Origin of the sequence: Bacillus sp. ISL-57 (assembly GCF_018613135.1) — a bacterium.
Classification (GTDB): Bacteria; Bacillota; Bacilli; order Bacillales; family DSM-1321; genus Peribacillus; species Peribacillus frigoritolerans.
On the sequence record NZ_JAGGQV010000009.1, the window covers coordinates 1 to 18,037 of the forward strand.

19 protein-coding genes and 1 pseudogene are annotated in these 18,037 nt (G+C 37.1%); 9 read left to right on the top strand and 11 right to left on the bottom strand.

The genetic code is table 11. The features are described 5' to 3' along the window. The first annotated feature begins 133 nt into the window (after window positions 1-133). Window positions 134-403, top strand: a complete 270-nt coding sequence (locus J7I90_RS14950; RefSeq protein ID WP_214772651.1) for a hypothetical protein — start codon at window positions 134-136, stop codon at window positions 401-403. A 174-nt stretch (window positions 404-577) separates the two neighbouring features. Here J7I90_RS14950 and J7I90_RS14955 read toward each other — a convergent pair whose 3' ends face one another. The 3 genes from J7I90_RS14955 to J7I90_RS14965 form a co-directional block, all read right to left on the bottom strand. Then, the gene (locus J7I90_RS14955; RefSeq protein WP_396020437.1) at window positions 578-1,048 is read right to left on the bottom strand and encodes a helix-turn-helix domain-containing protein; all 471 of its coding nucleotides are present in this window, start codon (window positions 1,046-1,048) and stop codon (window positions 578-580) included. A 143-nt stretch (window positions 1,049-1,191) separates the two neighbouring features. Next, window positions 1,192-1,425, bottom strand: coding sequence for a hypothetical protein (locus tag J7I90_RS14960; protein WP_214772653.1), 234 nt, complete (start codon window positions 1,423-1,425; stop codon window positions 1,192-1,194). A gap of 482 nt (window positions 1,426-1,907) precedes the next feature. Next, the gene (locus tag J7I90_RS14965; RefSeq protein WP_214772654.1) at window positions 1,908-2,366 is read right to left on the bottom strand and encodes a helix-turn-helix domain-containing protein; all 459 of its coding nucleotides are present in this window, start codon (window positions 2,364-2,366) and stop codon (window positions 1,908-1,910) included. Window positions 2,367-2,646: 280 nt separating this feature from the next. Here J7I90_RS14965 and J7I90_RS14970 point away from each other — a divergent pair, with 280 nt between their 5' ends. The 3 genes from J7I90_RS14970 (at window position 2,647) to J7I90_RS14975 (ending at window position 5,398) form a co-directional block, all read left to right on the top strand. Beyond that, the gene (locus J7I90_RS14970; RefSeq protein WP_214772655.1) at window positions 2,647-3,906 is read left to right on the top strand and encodes a GAF domain-containing sensor histidine kinase; all 1,260 of its coding nucleotides are present in this window, start codon (window positions 2,647-2,649) and stop codon (window positions 3,904-3,906) included. A gap of 599 nt (window positions 3,907-4,505) precedes the next feature. Continuing rightward, window positions 4,506-4,868, top strand: a complete 363-nt coding sequence (locus J7I90_RS27415) for an acylglycerol kinase family protein (RefSeq protein ID WP_251025300.1) — start codon at window positions 4,506-4,508, stop codon at window positions 4,866-4,868. Further along, window positions 4,808-5,398 (top strand): diacylglycerol/lipid kinase family protein, encoded by a 591-nt coding sequence (locus tag J7I90_RS14975; protein ID WP_251025301.1) that lies wholly within the window; start codon window positions 4,808-4,810, stop codon window positions 5,396-5,398. Before J7I90_RS27415 ends, J7I90_RS14975 begins: the two co-directional genes overlap by 61 nt. A gap of 289 nt (window positions 5,399-5,687) precedes the next feature. Here J7I90_RS14975 and J7I90_RS14980 read toward each other — a convergent pair whose 3' ends face one another. The 4 genes from J7I90_RS14980 to J7I90_RS14995 form a co-directional block, all read right to left on the bottom strand. Further along, window positions 5,688-5,909 carry a YolD-like family protein gene (locus J7I90_RS14980; protein WP_214772656.1) on the bottom strand — a complete coding sequence of 74 codons (222 nt, stop codon included), beginning with the start codon at window positions 5,907-5,909 and terminating at the stop codon, window positions 5,688-5,690. Window positions 5,910-6,506: 597 nt separating this feature from the next. Further along, a complete protein-coding gene (locus tag J7I90_RS14985; protein WP_214772658.1) occupies window positions 6,507-7,700 on the bottom strand; it encodes an AI-2E family transporter in 1,194 nt (397 codons plus the stop codon). A gap of 560 nt (window positions 7,701-8,260) precedes the next feature. After that, on the bottom strand, window positions 8,261-9,121 hold the full coding sequence (locus J7I90_RS14990) for a DUF1206 domain-containing protein (RefSeq protein WP_214772660.1): 861 nt from the start codon (window positions 9,119-9,121) through the stop codon (window positions 8,261-8,263). Between the two features lie 208 nt (window positions 9,122-9,329). After that, entirely contained in the window at window positions 9,330-9,584 is a 255-nt protein-coding gene (locus tag J7I90_RS14995; protein ID WP_144551300.1) for a GlsB/YeaQ/YmgE family stress response membrane protein, read from the bottom strand. Between the two features lie 292 nt (window positions 9,585-9,876). On the opposite strand from J7I90_RS14995, the gene J7I90_RS15000 reads away from it, so the two are divergent. Together J7I90_RS15000 and J7I90_RS15005 are read left to right on the top strand one after the other, a co-directional pair. Continuing rightward, window positions 9,877-10,227, top strand: coding sequence for a YflT domain-containing protein (locus J7I90_RS15000; RefSeq protein ID WP_214772674.1), 351 nt, complete (start codon window positions 9,877-9,879; stop codon window positions 10,225-10,227). A 242-nt stretch (window positions 10,228-10,469) separates the two neighbouring features. Further along, window positions 10,470-10,706 (top strand): hypothetical protein, encoded by a 237-nt coding sequence (locus J7I90_RS15005; RefSeq protein WP_214772663.1) that lies wholly within the window; start codon window positions 10,470-10,472, stop codon window positions 10,704-10,706. A 454-nt stretch (window positions 10,707-11,160) separates the two neighbouring features. On the opposite strand, the gene J7I90_RS15010 is transcribed toward J7I90_RS15005, so the two are convergent. The 3 genes from J7I90_RS15010 to J7I90_RS15020 all read right to left on the bottom strand — a co-directional run bounded on the left by J7I90_RS15010 (window position 11,161) and on the right by J7I90_RS15020 (window position 14,706). Next, window positions 11,161-12,099, bottom strand: coding sequence for an IS110 family RNA-guided transposase (locus J7I90_RS15010; protein ID WP_214772664.1), 939 nt, complete (start codon window positions 12,097-12,099; stop codon window positions 11,161-11,163). A 410-nt stretch (window positions 12,100-12,509) separates the two neighbouring features. Beyond that, complete coding sequence (gene istA / locus J7I90_RS15015; RefSeq protein WP_311381010.1) at window positions 12,510-13,235, bottom strand: IS21 family transposase; 726 nt, start codon at window positions 13,233-13,235, stop codon at window positions 12,510-12,512. A 433-nt stretch (window positions 13,236-13,668) separates the two neighbouring features. Beyond that, complete coding sequence (locus J7I90_RS15020) at window positions 13,669-14,706, bottom strand: oxidoreductase (RefSeq protein WP_214772666.1); 1,038 nt, start codon at window positions 14,704-14,706, stop codon at window positions 13,669-13,671. A 149-nt stretch (window positions 14,707-14,855) separates the two neighbouring features. Between J7I90_RS15020 and J7I90_RS15025 the strand changes: the two genes are divergently transcribed. From J7I90_RS15025 to J7I90_RS15035, 3 genes are all read left to right on the top strand, one after another. Continuing rightward, the gene (locus J7I90_RS15025; protein ID WP_214772668.1) at window positions 14,856-15,302 is read left to right on the top strand and encodes an Lrp/AsnC family transcriptional regulator; all 447 of its coding nucleotides are present in this window, start codon (window positions 14,856-14,858) and stop codon (window positions 15,300-15,302) included. Between the two features lie 309 nt (window positions 15,303-15,611). After that, complete coding sequence (locus J7I90_RS15030) at window positions 15,612-16,205, top strand: TetR/AcrR family transcriptional regulator (RefSeq protein ID WP_214772670.1); 594 nt, start codon at window positions 15,612-15,614, stop codon at window positions 16,203-16,205. Between the two features lie 56 nt (window positions 16,206-16,261). After that, entirely contained in the window at window positions 16,262-17,416 is a 1,155-nt protein-coding gene (locus J7I90_RS15035; protein ID WP_214772672.1) for an MFS transporter, read from the top strand. Between the two features lie 390 nt (window positions 17,417-17,806). Here the strand turns inward: J7I90_RS15035 and J7I90_RS15040 are convergent. After that, a pseudogene (locus J7I90_RS15040) lies at window positions 17,807-18,037 on the bottom strand (NAD(P)H-dependent oxidoreductase); the annotation flags it as partial.

Genomic DNA, 18,037 nt, shown 5'->3' on the forward strand with positions numbered 1-18,037 from the left:
ATCCAAGGAGAATGAAATCCTACGAATAAGCGAGTATTCGTGAGAAAATAGTATTAAACTGAGGGAGTTGAAGAAGGAAATTTCCAATAATCGGGCGAAATATTTAGAATAAAATATTTTGAGGAGGATTAAATTGAGTAATCTGGTGAAAATTAAAGCCCTTAAATTCCCTGATATTCTTCACTATGAATGGGAAGGCGAACTGCTTCGTCACACTACCGATTATTTACTTGTCCTATGCAAACCAGGTCGCAAATTGATTCATCATACCAAAAATAAGATTTTTACTATCGAAAATACCTCTTTAGAGTATTTTTCCTTGAAAGAATGGTTCACGGCTGCGATGGAGGTTGAAGATGGAAAAGTTGTATCTTTAAAAGTAAGTTTCCGGACCCTTAAATAGTGCAATTCAGCCCTATCAAAAAGTGAGCGTTATACATACTTACTTACCCATACTTAAGTAATCAGACATAAATACCTTTCTCTGAAAGGAACACTATCAAGTAATAGGGATAGAAAAGAAGAAGAGATTACTTAAAAGCCGGACCCGTGATTTCTACGTGTCTGGCCCTGGTCCCTACACTAGCTGATTCAGGCGTTCTCTATCCATCTTAGCCCTATCCAGCATCTTAGCCCTATCCAGCATCTTTTCCCGATACTCTTCATATGTCTTGCTTTTCTCAGGGACGATTGCTTTTAGCTCTTCATTGGTCAGTGGTAAATCCACGTAGTAAATCATCTTGTTAGGGTATAGTTTGCTCTTCATTCTTCGCACCAGGCCGGCATTAACTAGCCGTTTTAATGACTGTCTTATAGTCCCATCACTAGCACCGCCACAATCCATCTGTAGCGTCTCAATCCGGGGCCAAGCATAACCGTATTCCGCGTTATCGTACTGCATGAGCAATGTGTAGAGGTACACGTCATTGGGCCTAATCAAGCCAAATCGCACATAATTGTTGAGAGTGGCTGGTATCTGTTCAAAGTTCTCTTTCAGGTTATCCTTACATCGTAATTCTGTTCCCTTGATCGTTTGTATAGTTTTCATTGCAAGTTCCTCCTAGAATGGTTTCTTCAAAAGAGTACTTGCTGATTTGACCCAAAAAAGGACATCTAATTTTTTCAATGTCTAGATTCCTAATGAGTCACCCACCCTTCACTATTATGGATGCCTTTCTTTCTGCAAATACTTTACACCAAAACAGCAACAATCTGTAATAACAAACCTACAACAATTAGCCCCAACCCTATTAAAGTATTTTTCTTAACTTTTCTTTTCTCACTCTTTTGATGTTCACCCTCGAAGCTATTCCAAGTTCCTAGTTTTGATTTATCATAAAAAACTATATCCCAAGCCATAAAAGCCATAAATAGCACTCCTATAATATCAATTACCAGCCCTGTTATTTGTAAGTATGCACTCATTTTAATTCCCCTTAATTTTTATATTTTGGTTAATTATAGTTGATTTTTGGTTTTAACGGTTTTCATACTGATATTTGCTTAGCATACAAAATTTTCGAAATGTTGGCGGTACCCTGACGCTACCCCAAGATTTAGTAGGGAGACAAAAAGTAGTAGAATTTAAATAAACAAGGAAACTCGACATCTATTTACAATACTGGAAAAAGGAGATGTATTCATTGTAAGTGGCTCTCGCGAAAAAAATAAATGTTGTATGAAATTGCTACTTAGAATCCTTGCTATCCATCAGCTATTTTTTTAGTGTGTTTTTTAGTGCGATTCTCAGTGTAAATTTCGCAAAAGGTTTACCATTAGATTAAACCTAATAGCTTATTGACTTTTTATCATGAAATGTATAATATAACGGTGAAATTGAATTAAAGAACTACACATTATATCACAATTATATATCTCCGCAATATGTTTCCTGACAAGGTGCTGGCTTATCTAGGGACGCGTTGTCGGGTATATGTGGGTCGTGTATGTCTAAGACCAAGGGTTTCTAAAAGTCTCGATATTCCCCGGAGCGTATACTTTTCACCCCATTCCTTTGCAATATACTGCGCTACTAAGGAAAGGGTCCAATTGTATGTAGTAGAAAGTCCTAGATCCATGGGCGTTTGATGAGTGACTACTTGAACAAGTTCTTGTTTCTGTTTGTCAGTTAGCTTGTGTGGTGCACCTGAAGAATGCTTCATTTTTAAGCCATCAATTCCCTCTTTTTTATAGGCATTGATATAAGTGGAGATGGTTTTAGGACTACGAAGAGTTATGTCACTGATTTCTTTTTGCTTGTAACCTTTTATGTAAAGATAAATCGTTTGATAACGTTCAAACGTCCGACGGTCATTGGCCCCCTTCATAGCTTCCATAACACGTAAAATTTCACTTTGGTTATTCAAAGGAAACATCCCTTCGATTAGATTTTATTGTTTTTATACCCAAACTGTTGAAAATGAAACCCTTTGATTCAACACACGTGAACATATTGTTCCTTTGAATGATCAATAATTATTAGGGTAATTTCAGATCAATTTACAGCTAGTAAAAACGAAGCAACTTGTTTTTACTAGCTGTAAATCATTAGACCGACGGCTAATCGTTTAAAGTAACAGACTTCACGATGGATTAAGAGATATAGTAGTGGTTCTTCGTGCCCTTTGTCCAGGAGAATTTGAGATTTTGAAAACCTATCATTTTAAAGAAAGAAGGATGAGTATGGGGACTTTATACCAAACAAATGAACATGAACGAGAGCGAATCAATGCTTTACAGCGCTATCAGATTCTTGATACCCCTCCAGATGGCTCTTTTGACAGGATTACTGCATTGGCTTCTCAGCTATTAAATGTACCCATCGCAATAACAAGCTTAGTGGATGAGGATCGAATTTGGTTCAAGTCCCATCATGGGTTGGACGTGCAGGAGATTGACAGGGAGCCCGGTCTCTGTGCCTCGGCCATTCTGAACAACGTACCCTATATTCTTAATGATGCAAGTATAGATCCTCGCTCGTTGGCAAACCCTTTGGTTGCAGGAGAAATGGGCTTGCGTTTTTATGCAGGGATTCCTCTGGTTACCCATGATAATCACAACCTTGGGGTGTTATGTGTAATTGATTTCGAGCCGCGTGAAATCACTAAACAGGAAATCAATATTCTTAGTAAGCTCGCTCAAGTCGTCATGGACGAGATGGAATTACGTTTGGCTGCACGTAAAATTGAAAAACTTAGTAAGGAAAAATCAAATTTATTAGCAGTTTTAAGCCATGAGATTCGTACGCCACTGAACGGTGTAATTGGAATGTCCAGTTTACTACATTCTACTGAATTGACCCAAGAACAAAATGAATATGTTGACGTGATTGAGACGAGCAGCCAATCCCTACTTACTATGGTGAATCATATATTGGATTATTCGAAGATAGAGTCAGGTAAAATGAACTTGAACATCCAACCCTTTGACATCCATTTCTGTATAAAAAAGGTTATGGATCTGTTTTCTGCTGAAGTAGAGGAAAAAGAGCTTTGTTTAACCTATGAAATTGATCCTAAAATTCCAGATATTTTAATAGCTGACGATCATAAAATCCGTCAGATTTTGGTTAACTTAGTGGGGAATGCTGTCAAGTTTACTAAAGAGGGAGAAATTAGAACTCTAATTAATTTGGTTTCTTCTGAATACGACGCCGGTTATGCAACAGTATCCTTTACAGTGAAAGATACAGGGATCGGTATTCCGAATCACCAAACCCACCGATTATTCCAACCTTTTAGTCAAATACAGGCATCGGAGTCCGATGAAATTAGAGAAGGAACGGGCCTTGGTCTTTCTATCTGTAAACAATTGGTGGAATTGATGAATGGACGTATTTGGCTGGAGGAATCAACCAAAAGTGGTTCGACCTTTACCTTTGAACTCAGATTGCCATTCGAATATTGATATCTGAATAAAATAGAGATCAAGAAAAGGGGATGTCTAATCGACAACCCTTTTTGTCCTATAAAAACTTGATTATGTTCTTGATTTTATGATTTCTAATAGATAACTTCATTGGATATACCGATTTTTGGTATCATCGTAATAAGTAATTCCTAATCCCTGTGTTCTTTAACATTAATAGCTTGGTCCTTTTTCTCTAAGGTTCGCTAACTTCTAACCTTTGTATGTGCAGCAGATAAGTATCTTTTTTGACTCTCCTACATTTTTCGTCGACAGAAGTTCTTACGCATTCTTAAATTCTTTCTACAGGTTTTACTTTCAAAATTTATTATTTCCCCTATTTTATATGAATTTTTGTGTGGAGGTTCGGATTTTAAGTAAACTATTTAAATTAATGGTATGACCCATATTTATGGTAAAGTATGAAAAAGATGAATTTCAAGTTCAAAATCATTTCGCAGAGTAGAAACTTTTACATGTAGCTTCTATACTTGCAAAGACTATAATGAGGGGGGGGAATCTCTAACACTATTTTTTGCTAGTTAAAATATAAACCATTACATCCAGACAACATTCACAATTACGAAAAGAGGATTAATATGTGTGAAGTTGGACTTATTCTAAACCCCTCTGCAGGGAACGGACAATTAAAGGAAAACATCGATTTGATAACTGATAAACTTACAACTAAGTTTGAGTCAGTCAATGTCTATATAACTTCCAGACCTGGAGACGGTGCGAAATATATACGTCAGATTTCCAGTGAAGTTGATTTGATTATTGGAGCTGGCGGTGATGGAACGATATATGAATTAATCAATGCGATTTGTAAACTGAATGAACGCCCTAAGTTTGCCATTATTCCAGGAGAACTTGTAATGATTTTTCAAGAGCTGTTAGTATGTCACAGGATCCTTTTCAAGCTCTCGATCAGATTTTGGAGGGTAAAGAAGAAAAAGTAGACGTTGGTCATGCTAACGACCAATACTTCCTGAACTTTTGGGGAATCGGATTAATAACCCAGGTTTCAGAAAACATTGAATCTGACAAAAAGGAGACATTGGGTAGGCTATCCTACTATATGAGTGCTATTCATACTGTGAAAGAAGCAATTCCATTTAACTTAACATTGACTTCTAATAAAATGAATTATGATGGTGAGGCTGTAATGGTTATTGTCGGAAACGGCCCTTTTACCGGTGGATTAAAGGCATTTTTCCCAAAGAACAGTATTCAAGATGGAATGTTCGACGTTCTTATCCTTAAGGGCACATCAGTACCAACCTTTTGGTCCATTCTGAAATCCAGTATTTTTAATAAAGATCTGTTTAACAAAGAAGAGATTGTCCACTTTCAAACGAATGAATTGACTATATCATGTAATCCACAGCAACAAATCGATTGCGATGGGGAACATAATTATAAAACACCCACTAAATTAACCGTTTTACCAAAACACTTAACAATGATTGTTGCTGAATATATTGAATAGAACCTGAAAAGGATAAATAATTTTAATGAGGCACCCTGCGGATAAGAGAGCAAAAAAGAAGAACTATTATTGATGTGTGGTTATTCCAACGCGAAAAAGGAACGAATTAAAAAAAGGGATATCTTACCATCTAACAGTTTGAATTTAGTTGTTTCGTAAATCTCATTGTGTAGAACACCCATCCATTTTTATTTCGTTTTGACATCGACTATTTGAAAAAAGTTGAACGTGATTTTTAAATCTAATTCGTCCTGAATGAAGATTATTTTACTATAACGATCAATTTTCGCTACCGTTCCGAGTGAAAGAAACCATCTTTCCAAGTGGTTATTTCTAAAATTGTTTTTTCTTGTAGGCTTTCGGATAGCAGGCGTTCAATTTCTTCAATTTGTGATTTGTCCAGTTGAGGTCTAGCAGTTCTTAAGTGATCACGGTCCCCGTCCTTTAAAGTTTTTATATGTTCCGGCACGAAGAATCCTTGCCATTTGATATTACCACGATCACGAAGCATTAAAACCCTCCCTATTATTATAGAAACATATATTCTATTTAATCAAGTTATGTAGAACGAGAAATTTTTAGAGGTATTTTCCAGTTCTTCTTATTTATCGAACAGGTAGCCTTTAAGTTGCATGATTTCTTCAGGATTAAGAGCTGTAAGCGACGTTTAGATTAAGAGTATTCCTGAACAGCAGGCCAGCTAATACAGACTGTACAGAAAGGTAAGAACTTAACCTTTTTGGCATTCTGTACGGTCGTTTAGGCATTTAAATGTCCCAACCTCGATCTGTACGGCTAACTCCTACATTCGGTAGTTTCCTTGTTCCATTTATGGCAAGTCATCATACCAAAATAGACTTTATGCAATCTCCATTTTTATCCTAGACTCAGATTATCATGTAAACATAGTTAAACGACTTTAACTATTATAAAACAAGACAAATTAAAAAAGTCAATTCCGTACTGCGAATCAGCCTTTTTAATTTGTTTAGTTTTGTTTCAATCGTCTATAAAAAAATACATTTTTCGGAAACTTAATAGGAGGAGGGGCATTATATCGTCTATCCATTGTTTCTTAGTTCCAAGTGCTATTACAATATTTTTACTCCTACTTTTCTTCTCTAGGCTTGATATTGTAAGGAATAGGTTCTTCTTTCTTAATTTTCTTTGTATCTGTATACATACTTGAGCGTAAACGGATAAATTGATAAAGGTGTGTGACGATCACTTTCAGTATGGCATAACCCGGAACTGCTAGAATAATACCTATAATTCCGAATAGATTTCCTGCAGTCAAAATTACAAAAATGACAGTAATGGGATGAATGTTCAAACTTTTACCCATGATTTGAGGTGATATTAACTTACCTTCAAGTAATTGGACGATAATCCAAACAACAGCCAGTTTTAGAACCATGAATGGTGACATGACAAAAGCAATGATAATAGCCGGTAAAATAGCAATAATCGGGCCTAAATAAGGAACTACGTTTGTCAACATAGCTATAATTGCGAGCAATAACGCATAGTCAATCCCAATAATTAAATAGCCAATAAAAAACAGGACACCGATACAAGTAGCAACAAAAAGTTGACCTCGAATGTATGAACTTAATGCATGATTCATGTCCCCAAAGATTTCTTTTGCTTCGGGACGTGTTTGATTGGGTAAAAGCCTTACGATGTATTTCGGTAAATCTTTACCATCCTTTAATAAATAAAAAAGGATAAAAGGCAAGACAGCAAACGCTAGGATCACTTCAGTGAGTGTACCAATAAAAGTAAGAACGCCCTGTGAAAAGCCGGAAATATACTCGTTAAGATGACCGGAAAAGCTTTTAGAAACCTTATCTATGTCAGTATTAGTCGATTGGGCTCCCTGTTTAACATACTTATTTTGAGAAACATTCTGAACCATATCTTGAATATCATGACTGATTTTTGGAATGTTACTTACTAGACTTTGTACTTGATCTTTTAAAGGGGGGATAACAGATAAAATGACGATCGCCAACAAACCTATTATGACTAAGTATAGTAACAGAATAGATAGAATCCTCTTATTCCCCTTCTTTTCCAAATAATTAATCAATGGATTAAACAAATAAAAGCAGACGCCAGCTAATAAGACCGGTAAAAAGATCGTTTTTGCAAAGATTGCAAACGGCACCAGAATAAAAGTGATTTTAGATAAAGCAAAGGTTGTGATGCTAAGTAAAAAGACGATTATCGTATAGACAATGAATTTGCTATTTAATATCTTCTTTTTGAAAAAAGTATCCCTGGGGTTTCTTTCTTCCAATAATATCCAACTCCTAATTCTATTATTTACTATTTTGATTTAATAACTCCTTTATCGTATCATCTCATCGTCCTTTCCCATAACTCACATACTGCATTCACTCAAAATCTATTATATACTAACAATTCATCTTTTTTAGCACGGATTGTTACTTCAACTTTTTCTTATTTAGGAGAACTCTTATGTCCCATTTAAGATATTTTATGAGTATAACCTCAAAGAAAAAGGGTAATCTTAAATAACTGATTAATTTCTCTAACATACTTAATGAAGGTTTTATCATGAATGAAAACAAGGGAACGAAAAAAAGCAGAAGGAAAACTTGATAAGGTAAAAGTAGAAGTAAAAGAAAAACAGGGCAAATAATAAAGGGTTAAAACTTGAAGGGAAATGGGATAAAGATAAAGGAGCTGTTAAGGAAACAGCTGGTAAAGTAAAAGATGCATGGTCCCGATAAGGATAAGAAATAAAAATCCGGTCATAAATAAACCTGCAAATGGTGAAACAATTACCATTTGCAGGTTTTTTCATTTTTTATTCCTTGTATGGATGTAAAGACATTAATTGGGGGGATTAAGTCTTTTGTAACGCGCCTCAGCAAACATATATACACCGTATGCAATTAATCCAAGGGAAACAATCGTGAGCATCACAGGTCCAAACGGTTGAGTGGCCACCTCAGCAAGTGCGCCGTCAAGACCTTTGGTTTCATCCGGGTCAGCTTGGATTGCTGTTTTAATAAGAAAAACTCCAATAATTCCAAATATTACGCCCCGTGCAGAAATCCCAAACTTCCCAAGGTATTTACTCCACTTCCGTTCCTTTTGGCTCATCTCATTCTTTTTTAACTGTTTTTGAAAACGGCCGGACAATGCCCAGAAAATCTGACCTATTCCGACGATAAGAATGACTGTACCCGTGATGGCAATGATTGTTTGTCCGAATGGCTGTGCTAGCATTCTTGCTGATAATGTTTGATAATGTCCACTAGTTGTATGAACTCTCGTATGAAGTGAAATTTTTACCGTACTGACACATAAGCCAATATAAATAACAGCAACCACCAAATAACTGATTCTGCTAACAATGCCTTTTATATTATAACCCTTATTTTCAGGGTCAAAAATTGTCCTTGTAATTTGCCAACATGCATATCCACTCAGTCCCACAGCTAAAATGATAACCACTAAGAATCCAAACGGTTGTTTTGCAATGGTATATAAAGCCCCTTGAGAGGTTGTTAACTTCCCTCCGAGACCCAACGCCATTTGAATGGCCAACAATCCTATTAGGAAATAAACAGAGCCTTGAGCCATATGACCAAAACGAGCAAAGCGAAACAGCCATGGCTTGGCATCTGCTTTGGCTTGACTTAACTTATTATCAAGAGTTTTCTTCTTATCAAACAGAGACTTTTTCATCCATAATCCCCTTCATAAATATAATAAATAAAAGCTGGCGTATGGAGCATTAGATTAGCTAACCAGTTTTTTAAAAAAGTTAAGTTGTAAATTTCACTTATAGTTTTTTAAGTAACGACTAAGCGTTCTCTGTAATTGTCTAATGTAGATCTAAGATAAAATTCTATTAATATAAAAAACGGACACAATCTTGTGTCCGTTTCGATAGTTAACCACGTTTTCGCAAACTTCTTAAAATAAGGCTGATAATAAAAACTAAGATAATGGCTCCAATAATAGCCGGTATGATAAAGAAACCGCCTACTTCTGGTCCCCATGATCCTAAAATTAGAGAACCTAGCCAAGCGCCGATAAAACCAGCAATAATGTTCCCAATAATTCCACCCGGTATATCACGGCCTGCAATAAGACTTGCAATCCAACCGATAATTCCTCCAATAATAAGTGCCCAAATAAACCCCAAAACATTTCCTCCTTAAAAAAACATAAATGTTGAAAAACATAAAATGATGAAAAATGTATTTCGGTAGTAATTTTCCCTGTTTTGAAAGATATAAACCTAAAAAAGAAAAAAGAATTATGAAATTCTCCCCACAGTCCTACATCTCAAATGAAAGGGTTAATATTATTGTTGGATAACTTCTCATTTAAGTACTAAAAAAATTCAAGTTTTACATCCAAGATAAACGGGGTACTACTTGAAAATAATTAACATCTCATAGGAGGAATCAACTAATGAATACAAATAATAGTATCTGGAACGTGAATTTAATACTGAGCAAGAAGTTGTAAATGCTGTAAAGGAATTAGAATCAAGAGGAGTTTATCAAGAGGACTTATATGTTTTGACACATGAGAAAGATCGAACACAAAAAATTGCTGATAAAGCAGATACTAATACTATCGGTGTGGAAGAACAAGGTTTAGGAACAACTATTAAAAATGCCTTCCAAAAAACCGGAGATGAATTGCGTAATAAGATGGAAGAAATCGGCCTTTCCAAAGAAGAAGCAAACCTTTATGACGAAAAGTTAGATCAAGGAAAAATAATATTATTTGTGAAGGACCAAGAAAAGGATCAAGGGTGGGTTTATCTTTTGCCTTGATTTCAATAATATTATGTAACTCGATTTCTTCAAAGAACCTACTGCGCAACTTCCCCATTCTATGTTCATTCAGCAAGCAAGCATATATCCCGGTGCGTGTTTGAATCTTTTGGTACGCTGATAAAGATAATCGGAATATCTTTGAGCTTCTCAATTTGCTGGATACGTCGTCGGAATCGATAGCATTGATTTTAGCTTCATAATATCAAGCTGGATTAAGTTAAAGGGAAGGAATGAGAAGTATGCGCGAAGAACAATACACAACCAAAAGATGGATAATCTACTGTCCATATACCCAACGCTATGTGAATCACGAAATTTCTTTTGGAGGGACGGATGAAAAGGAAGAAGAGATCGCTACTTGTACAGATATCGAGGATTGCTGCTGCGATTGTTTGTTTCTTCTTGGTTATCGATCCGTAGGTGGGACAGGAAAGAAAAAATCAGTTTTATCAATTCAAATCTCCAAAAACAAGTAAATTTATATAAGTTCATTTATATAACCCTTATTCCACTAACGGGTGTGTAGCTGGAGATTAGAGCTGTCTTTAAGGCAGCTTTTTTGTATGAAAACACATTAGTGAAAGATATTCTAATTTTTTGAAGGACTTAAATGTACTATGTCGTTATTTTGATTGGTTATGCAGTTTGTTGTTCAGATGGAGGGATTGTTGTATATCCTTTCTTTTTTAGGTATTCGATCATTTTTAATTCTTTGTTCATTTGTTTTTCTTCAAGGTAATTTGAGCCTAGTTCATGATAGGGTTCTCCTGTTTTTAAGATGTTGTAAGCAATCGTCAATCGTCAATAGTAAATGAGCAGAAGCGATTCGTCCCTTCATTTTTCCCTGTCGTTTGGTAATCCTTTTTCGATGTGAAGCAATTCGATTATTTTGCCTAGAGGTTGTCAGTACACATTCTACAGCCATCGTTTTTAATGCTTTGTTTCCTTGTGTGGTTTTACTCGTTTTTTTTTATCAGCACTTTCGTAATTTCCAGGACTCACACCAGCCCAAGAGGCAAGATGTTTAGCTGACTTAAATACGGACATATCTACACCCATCTCCGCAATAAAAGTAGCTGCGGCAGCTTTGTTCACACCAGGTATACCATCCAATAATTCTACTTCCTTACGATAAGGGGACAGGAGTTGATCGATTTGTTTTTCCAATTCTTCTATGGTTTGTTCTAAATAACCCATATGCTCCCAATGGTAACGCAACATATTACGATGATGACGGCGAATACGGCCATTAATTGCATGGGCAATGTCAGTAATACTTGCCTTTGTTCGCCAATCCACCATTTTTCGAAGACCATCGGTCTCTATTTTTTCACCATTTAGAATCGCTTCAAGGATACGGCGTCCCGATACACCAAAAATGTCTGATAGAACGGATGTTAGCTTGATATTAGCATCCTGAAGAATTTTGTGAATGCGATTCTGCTCTGATGTGCGATGATAAATCAATTTTTTTCGATAACGAGTAAGATCGCGTAAATCACGAATATCCTCTGGTGGGACAAAATTGCTTTCAATAAGTCCGCATCTTAGAAGCTTGGCAAGCCATTCGGCATCTTTTACATCCGTTTTACGGCCTGGAACGTTTTTGACATGCCTGGCATTGGCAAGAACAAGGTGAAAAGAACCTTCGAGTATATTCCATATTGGTTTCCAGTAGACTCCGGTACTTTCCATCACAACATCGGATACCTGAAGGGTAGCGAGCCAATCACTTAAAGCCAAGAGTCCCGTTGTTGTAGTTGAAAACGTTTCAATAGAGGTTTTTGGCTTTTTATCTAATGGACCAAATAATACACAGGCTACTACTGTTTCTTGGTGTACATCTAGGCCAGCACACCGTTCAATCATTGCTTCCATAGGAGAATCACCTCAAAAAAGATTAACAATACATATGACAGGAGATTTGTTACAAAAATTTTTGTATACGTACTAGCAGTACACTAAATGGTTCTTCCATACTGTCACAACCAGTTTCTTATACAGGGTATCTTCCTTAAGATCCACCAAAAAAAGTTCAGCCTGGTTGTATTGTTATTATCCATTATCGTCAAGGGGTTAATGGGTTAGACTCTATTTTTGAGTTTAGATTTTCGTAGTAGATGGTGGCGGCGAGGAGCGCCGCCATAGGAGTTTCTTATGGAACTAACGGGGCAGGTTAGCATTCCTGTAGTTCGTTATTTTTCAGTTTTGAAAAAAATAGGGCTCCTCAGTAAGATATGAGTAAGAAACCACTCTAACTCAAAACCTTAGGAGGAACCCTAATGTGTTTGAGGAAGATGCTGAAGGGAGGATTTCTCTTCTTCCTCAAATACTTTTTTACGTGATCCAGGACGTTTCTGGAAGTCTGCGCAATTGATTTCATCCAACTTTTCAAAAATCCGTTCATTGAGATCTTCGAGATGAAAGCACTGATAATTTCGAAGAGGCGCAATGATTTGACGGGAAATATACCCAACGGTCCCCTCCACACTGGCCTTATCCTTGGGTTTGCGAACCCGGCTAGGAACGATAATTGTTCGATAGTGGTCTGCCAGCTCCCTGTAAGCTTCATTGAGGATAGGCTCGCCCCGAAGGGGCTTTGTAACTCCCGTTTTTAAATTGTCCGGAACGATTGTCTCAGGCACACCTCCAAAGTATTCTAATGCATGGATATGGGCCATTAGCCAGTTGGTGGATTTCATATCCAGAAAGCCTTCTACATAACTGAATTGGCTATAAGGCAAAGTCGCAATGAAAAGGTATACCGGAATCAGTTCGCCTGTTGATCGGTCTGTTAATTGAAGTGTAGATCCTGCCCAGTCCACCTCCAGGATTTCACCTGGCTTTCGATGGATCGGCATGGTAGTCTTATACTTTTTTGCATAATTACCGTATTTTTCGGTAAACGTCCGGTAAGCAAAAGGGATTTTCCCACCCTCACGAGCTTCAGTTGCGTACTCATGATGAAGTAAAGTAAAGCCAACGTCACATTCTTCTTTTGCAATTCCTTATGAACTTTTTCCCAATCGATAGGGTAGTAGCCCTTTTCAACTGCTAGCTTTTCCGGAAACAACAATTCCTCAAGCCAAGCATTCGTCTCAATTTCACTTAAGCTATGAAGACCGCGTTCTCTTGCTCGTTTAATCACTTCAGAGACGGTGTTTCTGGAGTGTCCGATACTCGAACTGATGGTTCTCTGACTGACATTATCGAAGTGATACTCCAGAATCTTCCGATAATTAATCATAAAAAAAACTCCTTGTTTAGTTGTAGTTTTAAAACAAAGAACCTCCCAAACTCACATTTTACAATAAATAATAAGAACCCATTTTGACGTAATATTGATCAAAATGGGTTCTATTCCATCAGATTTAAGTTTGGTTTTATAAAAAAGATTGATTATTTCGGAAAGCAAATCTTAGATAACAGAACACTACTTTAAACTAAACACTCTAAATGCGTATTTGCATTATATTTAATAATGTTTCTGGATTCTATTAGTCGTTGAACAAAGTCAGGATTCGCTAATAGTGGTCGACCAAAAGCTGCTAATTGTATTTCCCCTCTGATAACTGCATCTTCAGCAATTTCAGGCGTTAATGCTCCAACACCGATGATAGCTTTATCCCAAAAATCTCGAACTAAAGTATGAAGTGTTAGTGAGTGGTTGGTTAATAATTTTGTGTACTCTTGGGCTGATGGATGTATAATTTGTATTCCAGTTCTGTTAAACACGTCTATTATTTGTTTTATTTCCTCCTCTGGTTGTTCCCATACATATAAGGGAGAATCATCTTTATGTTCAGAAAAACGAACAATTAATTTTTCTATTCCAATCTCGTTTCCAACTGCTTTTAAAATTTGCTCTAAAAATAAATATTTATTTTTTCCATATTCGTCTTTTCTAAAATTGGTCCAAGAATTTTGGAATTGGTCAATTAAGTAACCATGTGCAGCATGAATTTCAACACCATCAAAACCAGCTTTCCTTGCATTTTTTGCCGCATATGCAAAGTCGCAAATTACTTTTTGGATATCTTCTTGTGTCATTGCTTTTGGCATTTCATAAGGCATGCGAATTTTATGTGTTAGTCCATTTGCTTGAATTGAAGAAGGTGCTAATGGTTGAGTACCACCCGTAAAGTAGGAATGACTTAAACGTCCAACATGCCATAGTTGTGCAATAATTACACCACCAGCATTGTGTACTCCCTCTGTTACTTCTTTCCAAGCATTCGTTTGTTCATCTGTATACAGTCCAGGGATGCCTATCGTCCCTCTTGCTTCGGGACTAATGGCAATTCCTTCTGTAATAATCATTCCTACACCATTTTTTGCACGTGTAGTATAATATTTATTCGTATCTGGATGAATAACACCTGTTTCTTGATCGGCAAAGCCTCTAGTCATTGGTGCCATAACTACTTTTGATTGCAAGGTCCATTGGTTGACTTGTATAGGTTTTATTAAATCCATTATTAACCCTCTTTTCTATTTGTTCTAATAATAAGTTTATCGAAAACAGAAGTATGCATGAATGTATTTTTATTTGTAATTTAATTGATTTACTTATAAAGTATTTATAATGTGAGTAAATTACTTATAACATATAAGGAGGGAGTTAAATGGATGAAATTGATTATCAAATAATCATGGCCTTACAGTATGATGGTAAATCTTCGATGACGAAAATAGGGAAGGAAATTTCTTTATCTCAGCCAGCTATTACGGAGCGTGTGAAAAGACTAGAGGAGCAAGGAGTTATCGAGGGTTATCAAGCGATCATTGATCAAGGTAAGGTAAATAAACCGATTTCAGCCTTTTTATTATTCCAAGCAAGGCATTGCAATGATTTTGTAGCATACTGTGAGACGGTAGAGGATGTATTAGAAATTCATCGCATTAGTGGTCATTATAACTTTCTTGTGAAAGTTATTGCTGAAACTTTAGAGGCTTTGGAACAAAAAATTAATGACTTAGGGAGACATGGCGATTCAACCACTTTAGTTGTTTTATCGACTCCAATGAAGAATAGACCAATATTTCCAAAGATAGCGGGGGTTCAAACCTAATACTAAATAAACAAACTTTATTATAAATTATCTAATCTTATTTCAAAGCCACATTAGTAGTGGCATGCTAAAAGCAAGCTTCCACATTATACATTGAGATTCGGCATTATTTTTTTCTGGTCTTCTAGTCCGCAATCAGTGATACCTCGCAAACCCATATTTTACGATAAATAAAAAGAATCCATTTTGAAAAAAGATTGATCAAAATGAATTATTCTCTTATGAATTGGTACACAACTTTTTTATTGACCAATCGGTACAATATATTTATACTTATATAAAGTATAGTGTTATGGAAAGGAGACACCCATGAGCAAACGGGGTAGGCCTAGAGTATTTAAATACGACAACATTATCGATGCAGCGATGAAGACATTTTGGAAAAAAGGATATGAAGCCTGCTCCACACAAGACCTGTGCAAGGATACTGGTCTTGGCAAGGGCAGTTTATACAATACGTTTGGAAGTAAGCATGATCTGTTTAAACAAGTGTTGGAGCGCTATCAAGCCAATGGAATTCGAGATCAATTAGCCTTGTTACAAGGACCGATATCTGTGAAGTCACGTTTGCACAGCCTTTTAGCGTGGGCGCTGGCCGAGGATTTTGAACAAACTGATCAGAACGGATGCTTGTTGATTAATGTGAGTTTAGAACGACCACAAGACCCGATGGTAGAAGGTTTCGTAACTAAACATGTAGAAAAGCTCCGAGAAGCTCTCGTTAGCGTAATGGAAGAAGGCCTTCAAACGAAGGAAATTTCTAAATGCAGTTCAGCTGAGGAGCTGGCAAGCCTGTTTTTGAGCAGTTATTACGGACTGCGTGTGCTGAATACTTCTATGAAAAATCGAGACCTGTCGAATCAAATAGCCACTGGAATAATTGAGACTATCTTTAGCACTTAGTGTGCTTTTTTTTACCTTATTTCTGTACCGGACATTACAAAATTAGGAGTGATTATATGCCAACAATTATTTATGTATTGGCTTTTGCTATTTTTTCAATGACAACATCTGAGTTTATGGTGGCTGGTATGATGCCTGAATTAGCAGAAGCGTTTAGTGTATCCATATCCAGCATCGGTTTTCTAATAACTGCGTTTGCAGCGTCGATGGTTCTAGGAGGACCGGTTTTAACAGCTATATTGCTAAAAATCCGTAGCAAACAAGCGATGCTCGTTCTTATAATTGTCTTTTTTATTGGTCAGACACTTGGCGCGCTTGCTTGGAACTACGAAGTGATGATGGTTGCTCGTATTATTACAGGGACAGCATCTTCCGCAACCTTTGGTATTGCCATTTCGCTTTCTGCATCGTTAGTTGGCTCTGAATTAAGAGGAAGAGCCGTATCAGTGGTTCTTGCAGGATTAATGATTTCCATGGTTCTAGGGTTGCCTTTAACGACCTTCATTTCCCAAGAATTGGGCTGGCGCATGAGTTTTTGGGCGGTTGCATTGCTAGTATTTGTAGCAGGCATTATCATTTTGTGGAAATTGCCTTCCTATCCAGCACCTGGCCCTATCCAGTTTATGAAAGAGTTGGAGCCATTTCGCAATCGCCATCTATGGGCTGCCTATGTAACTAGTACGCTTATCATCGGCGGTACTTTCGCTGGCTTTAGTTTTTTCACTCCCATATTTACGGACATATCTGGATTTTCCGAATCAAGCGTCCCCCTTTTACTTTCCCTATATGGCGGCGCTACTGTGATTGGAAATATTCTTATTGGACGCTATGCCGATCGTTTTACAATGAGAATACTTTTTTTGGGACTCATGATTTTATTCACGGCAATGATGTTATTTGCAATTGGCGCCGAAACCAAATGGATTGCCATTATTGCTATTCTATTGATTGGCTTGACAGGGGTTTCATTGAATCCAGCCATGGCTACACGAGTGATGAAGACCGCAGGTAGTGGGACAATGATTAACACCGTCCACTCATCTTTTATTACTCTTGGGGTAGTCATTGGTTCCTCATTAGGAGGAGTAGCCATCAGTGGGGGGTATGGCCTTCACTCCCCTTTATGGATTGGCGCCATATTAGCCGCATTAGGCCTGCTATCCTTACTGCCCTATTTTAAATTACAGGTTGCTGAAACGAAAAGACAATAAGTATTTCGTTTGATGCTTCAAGTTTGTGAATAAATGTACTTAAACTAAAGGGTGCGTTAGCTGAAGATCGGAGCTGTCTTTAAGGCAGCTTTTTCTTTATGCAACTATCGGGGCAGGTTAGTTCAACAAGGAATACTGCATTTGATATAGAATTTATAATGTAGTGTTTTTATGGGTACATTGAAAATTTAATTATGTCCCCTTTACGTCCCCATGGCGGGGCTTTATTTAGGACCTTAAAACATCATGCCGGCCGATTTAAGAGTATATACTCTCGAGTGAACTCGAAAGCAGGTGTTTATGCATACAAATTTGTTCCATATTTAGACTGATATATAAAGAAGTCTGTTCGATTGAACAGACTTCCTTTACTACCGAATCGATCTATCCCTAATCTGCAATGTGAGCCAACAATCCGGTCTGTCCAACAGCGACATGGTCTGCGAGTACATGGTGGTCCGGATAGTCCCAACCATTTTGACGTCGGAAGGGGATGGGCTCTTCCTCAAAGAGATGCTCGAGACGTGAGCGCCAAGCTGCTTTCGCTGCATCTACCTCGGCTGCTGTGATGCGGCCAGTTCCGTAGACCGCATGGGTTGTTAGCACATCCATGCCGGAGAA

Bases quoted from the DNA above. Each gene is read 5' to 3' on its own strand.
- J7I90_RS15035 (WP_214772672.1), top strand. From the start codon at position 16,262: ATGCCAACAATTATTTATGTATTGGCTTTTGCTATTTTTTCAATGACA.
- J7I90_RS15030 (WP_214772670.1), top strand. From the start codon at position 15,612: ATGAGCAAACGGGGTAGGCCTAGAGTATTTAAATACGACAACATTATC.
- J7I90_RS14955 (WP_396020437.1), bottom strand. From the start codon at position 1,048: ATGAAAACTATACAAACGATCAAGGGAACAGAATTACGATGTAAGGAT.
- J7I90_RS15020 (WP_214772666.1), bottom strand. From the start codon at position 14,706: ATGGATTTAATAAAACCTATACAAGTCAACCAATGGACCTTGCAATCA.
- J7I90_RS14990 (WP_214772660.1), bottom strand. From the start codon at position 9,121: ATGAAAAAGTCTCTGTTTGATAAGAAGAAAACTCTTGATAATAAGTTA.
- J7I90_RS14960 (WP_214772653.1), bottom strand. From the start codon at position 1,425: ATGAGTGCATACTTACAAATAACAGGGCTGGTAATTGATATTATAGGA.
- J7I90_RS14975 (WP_251025301.1), top strand. From the start codon at position 4,808: ATGTCACAGGATCCTTTTCAAGCTCTCGATCAGATTTTGGAGGGTAAA.
- J7I90_RS15025 (WP_214772668.1), top strand. From the start codon at position 14,856: ATGGATGAAATTGATTATCAAATAATCATGGCCTTACAGTATGATGGT.
- J7I90_RS14980 (WP_214772656.1), bottom strand. From the start codon at position 5,909: ATGCTTCGTGATCGTGGTAATATCAAATGGCAAGGATTCTTCGTGCCG.
- J7I90_RS27415 (WP_251025300.1), top strand. From the start codon at position 4,506: ATGTGTGAAGTTGGACTTATTCTAAACCCCTCTGCAGGGAACGGACAA.
- J7I90_RS15005 (WP_214772663.1), top strand. From the start codon at position 10,470: ATGCGCGAAGAACAATACACAACCAAAAGATGGATAATCTACTGTCCA.
- J7I90_RS15010 (WP_214772664.1), bottom strand. From the start codon at position 12,099: ATGATTGAACGGTGTGCTGGCCTAGATGTACACCAAGAAACAGTAGTA.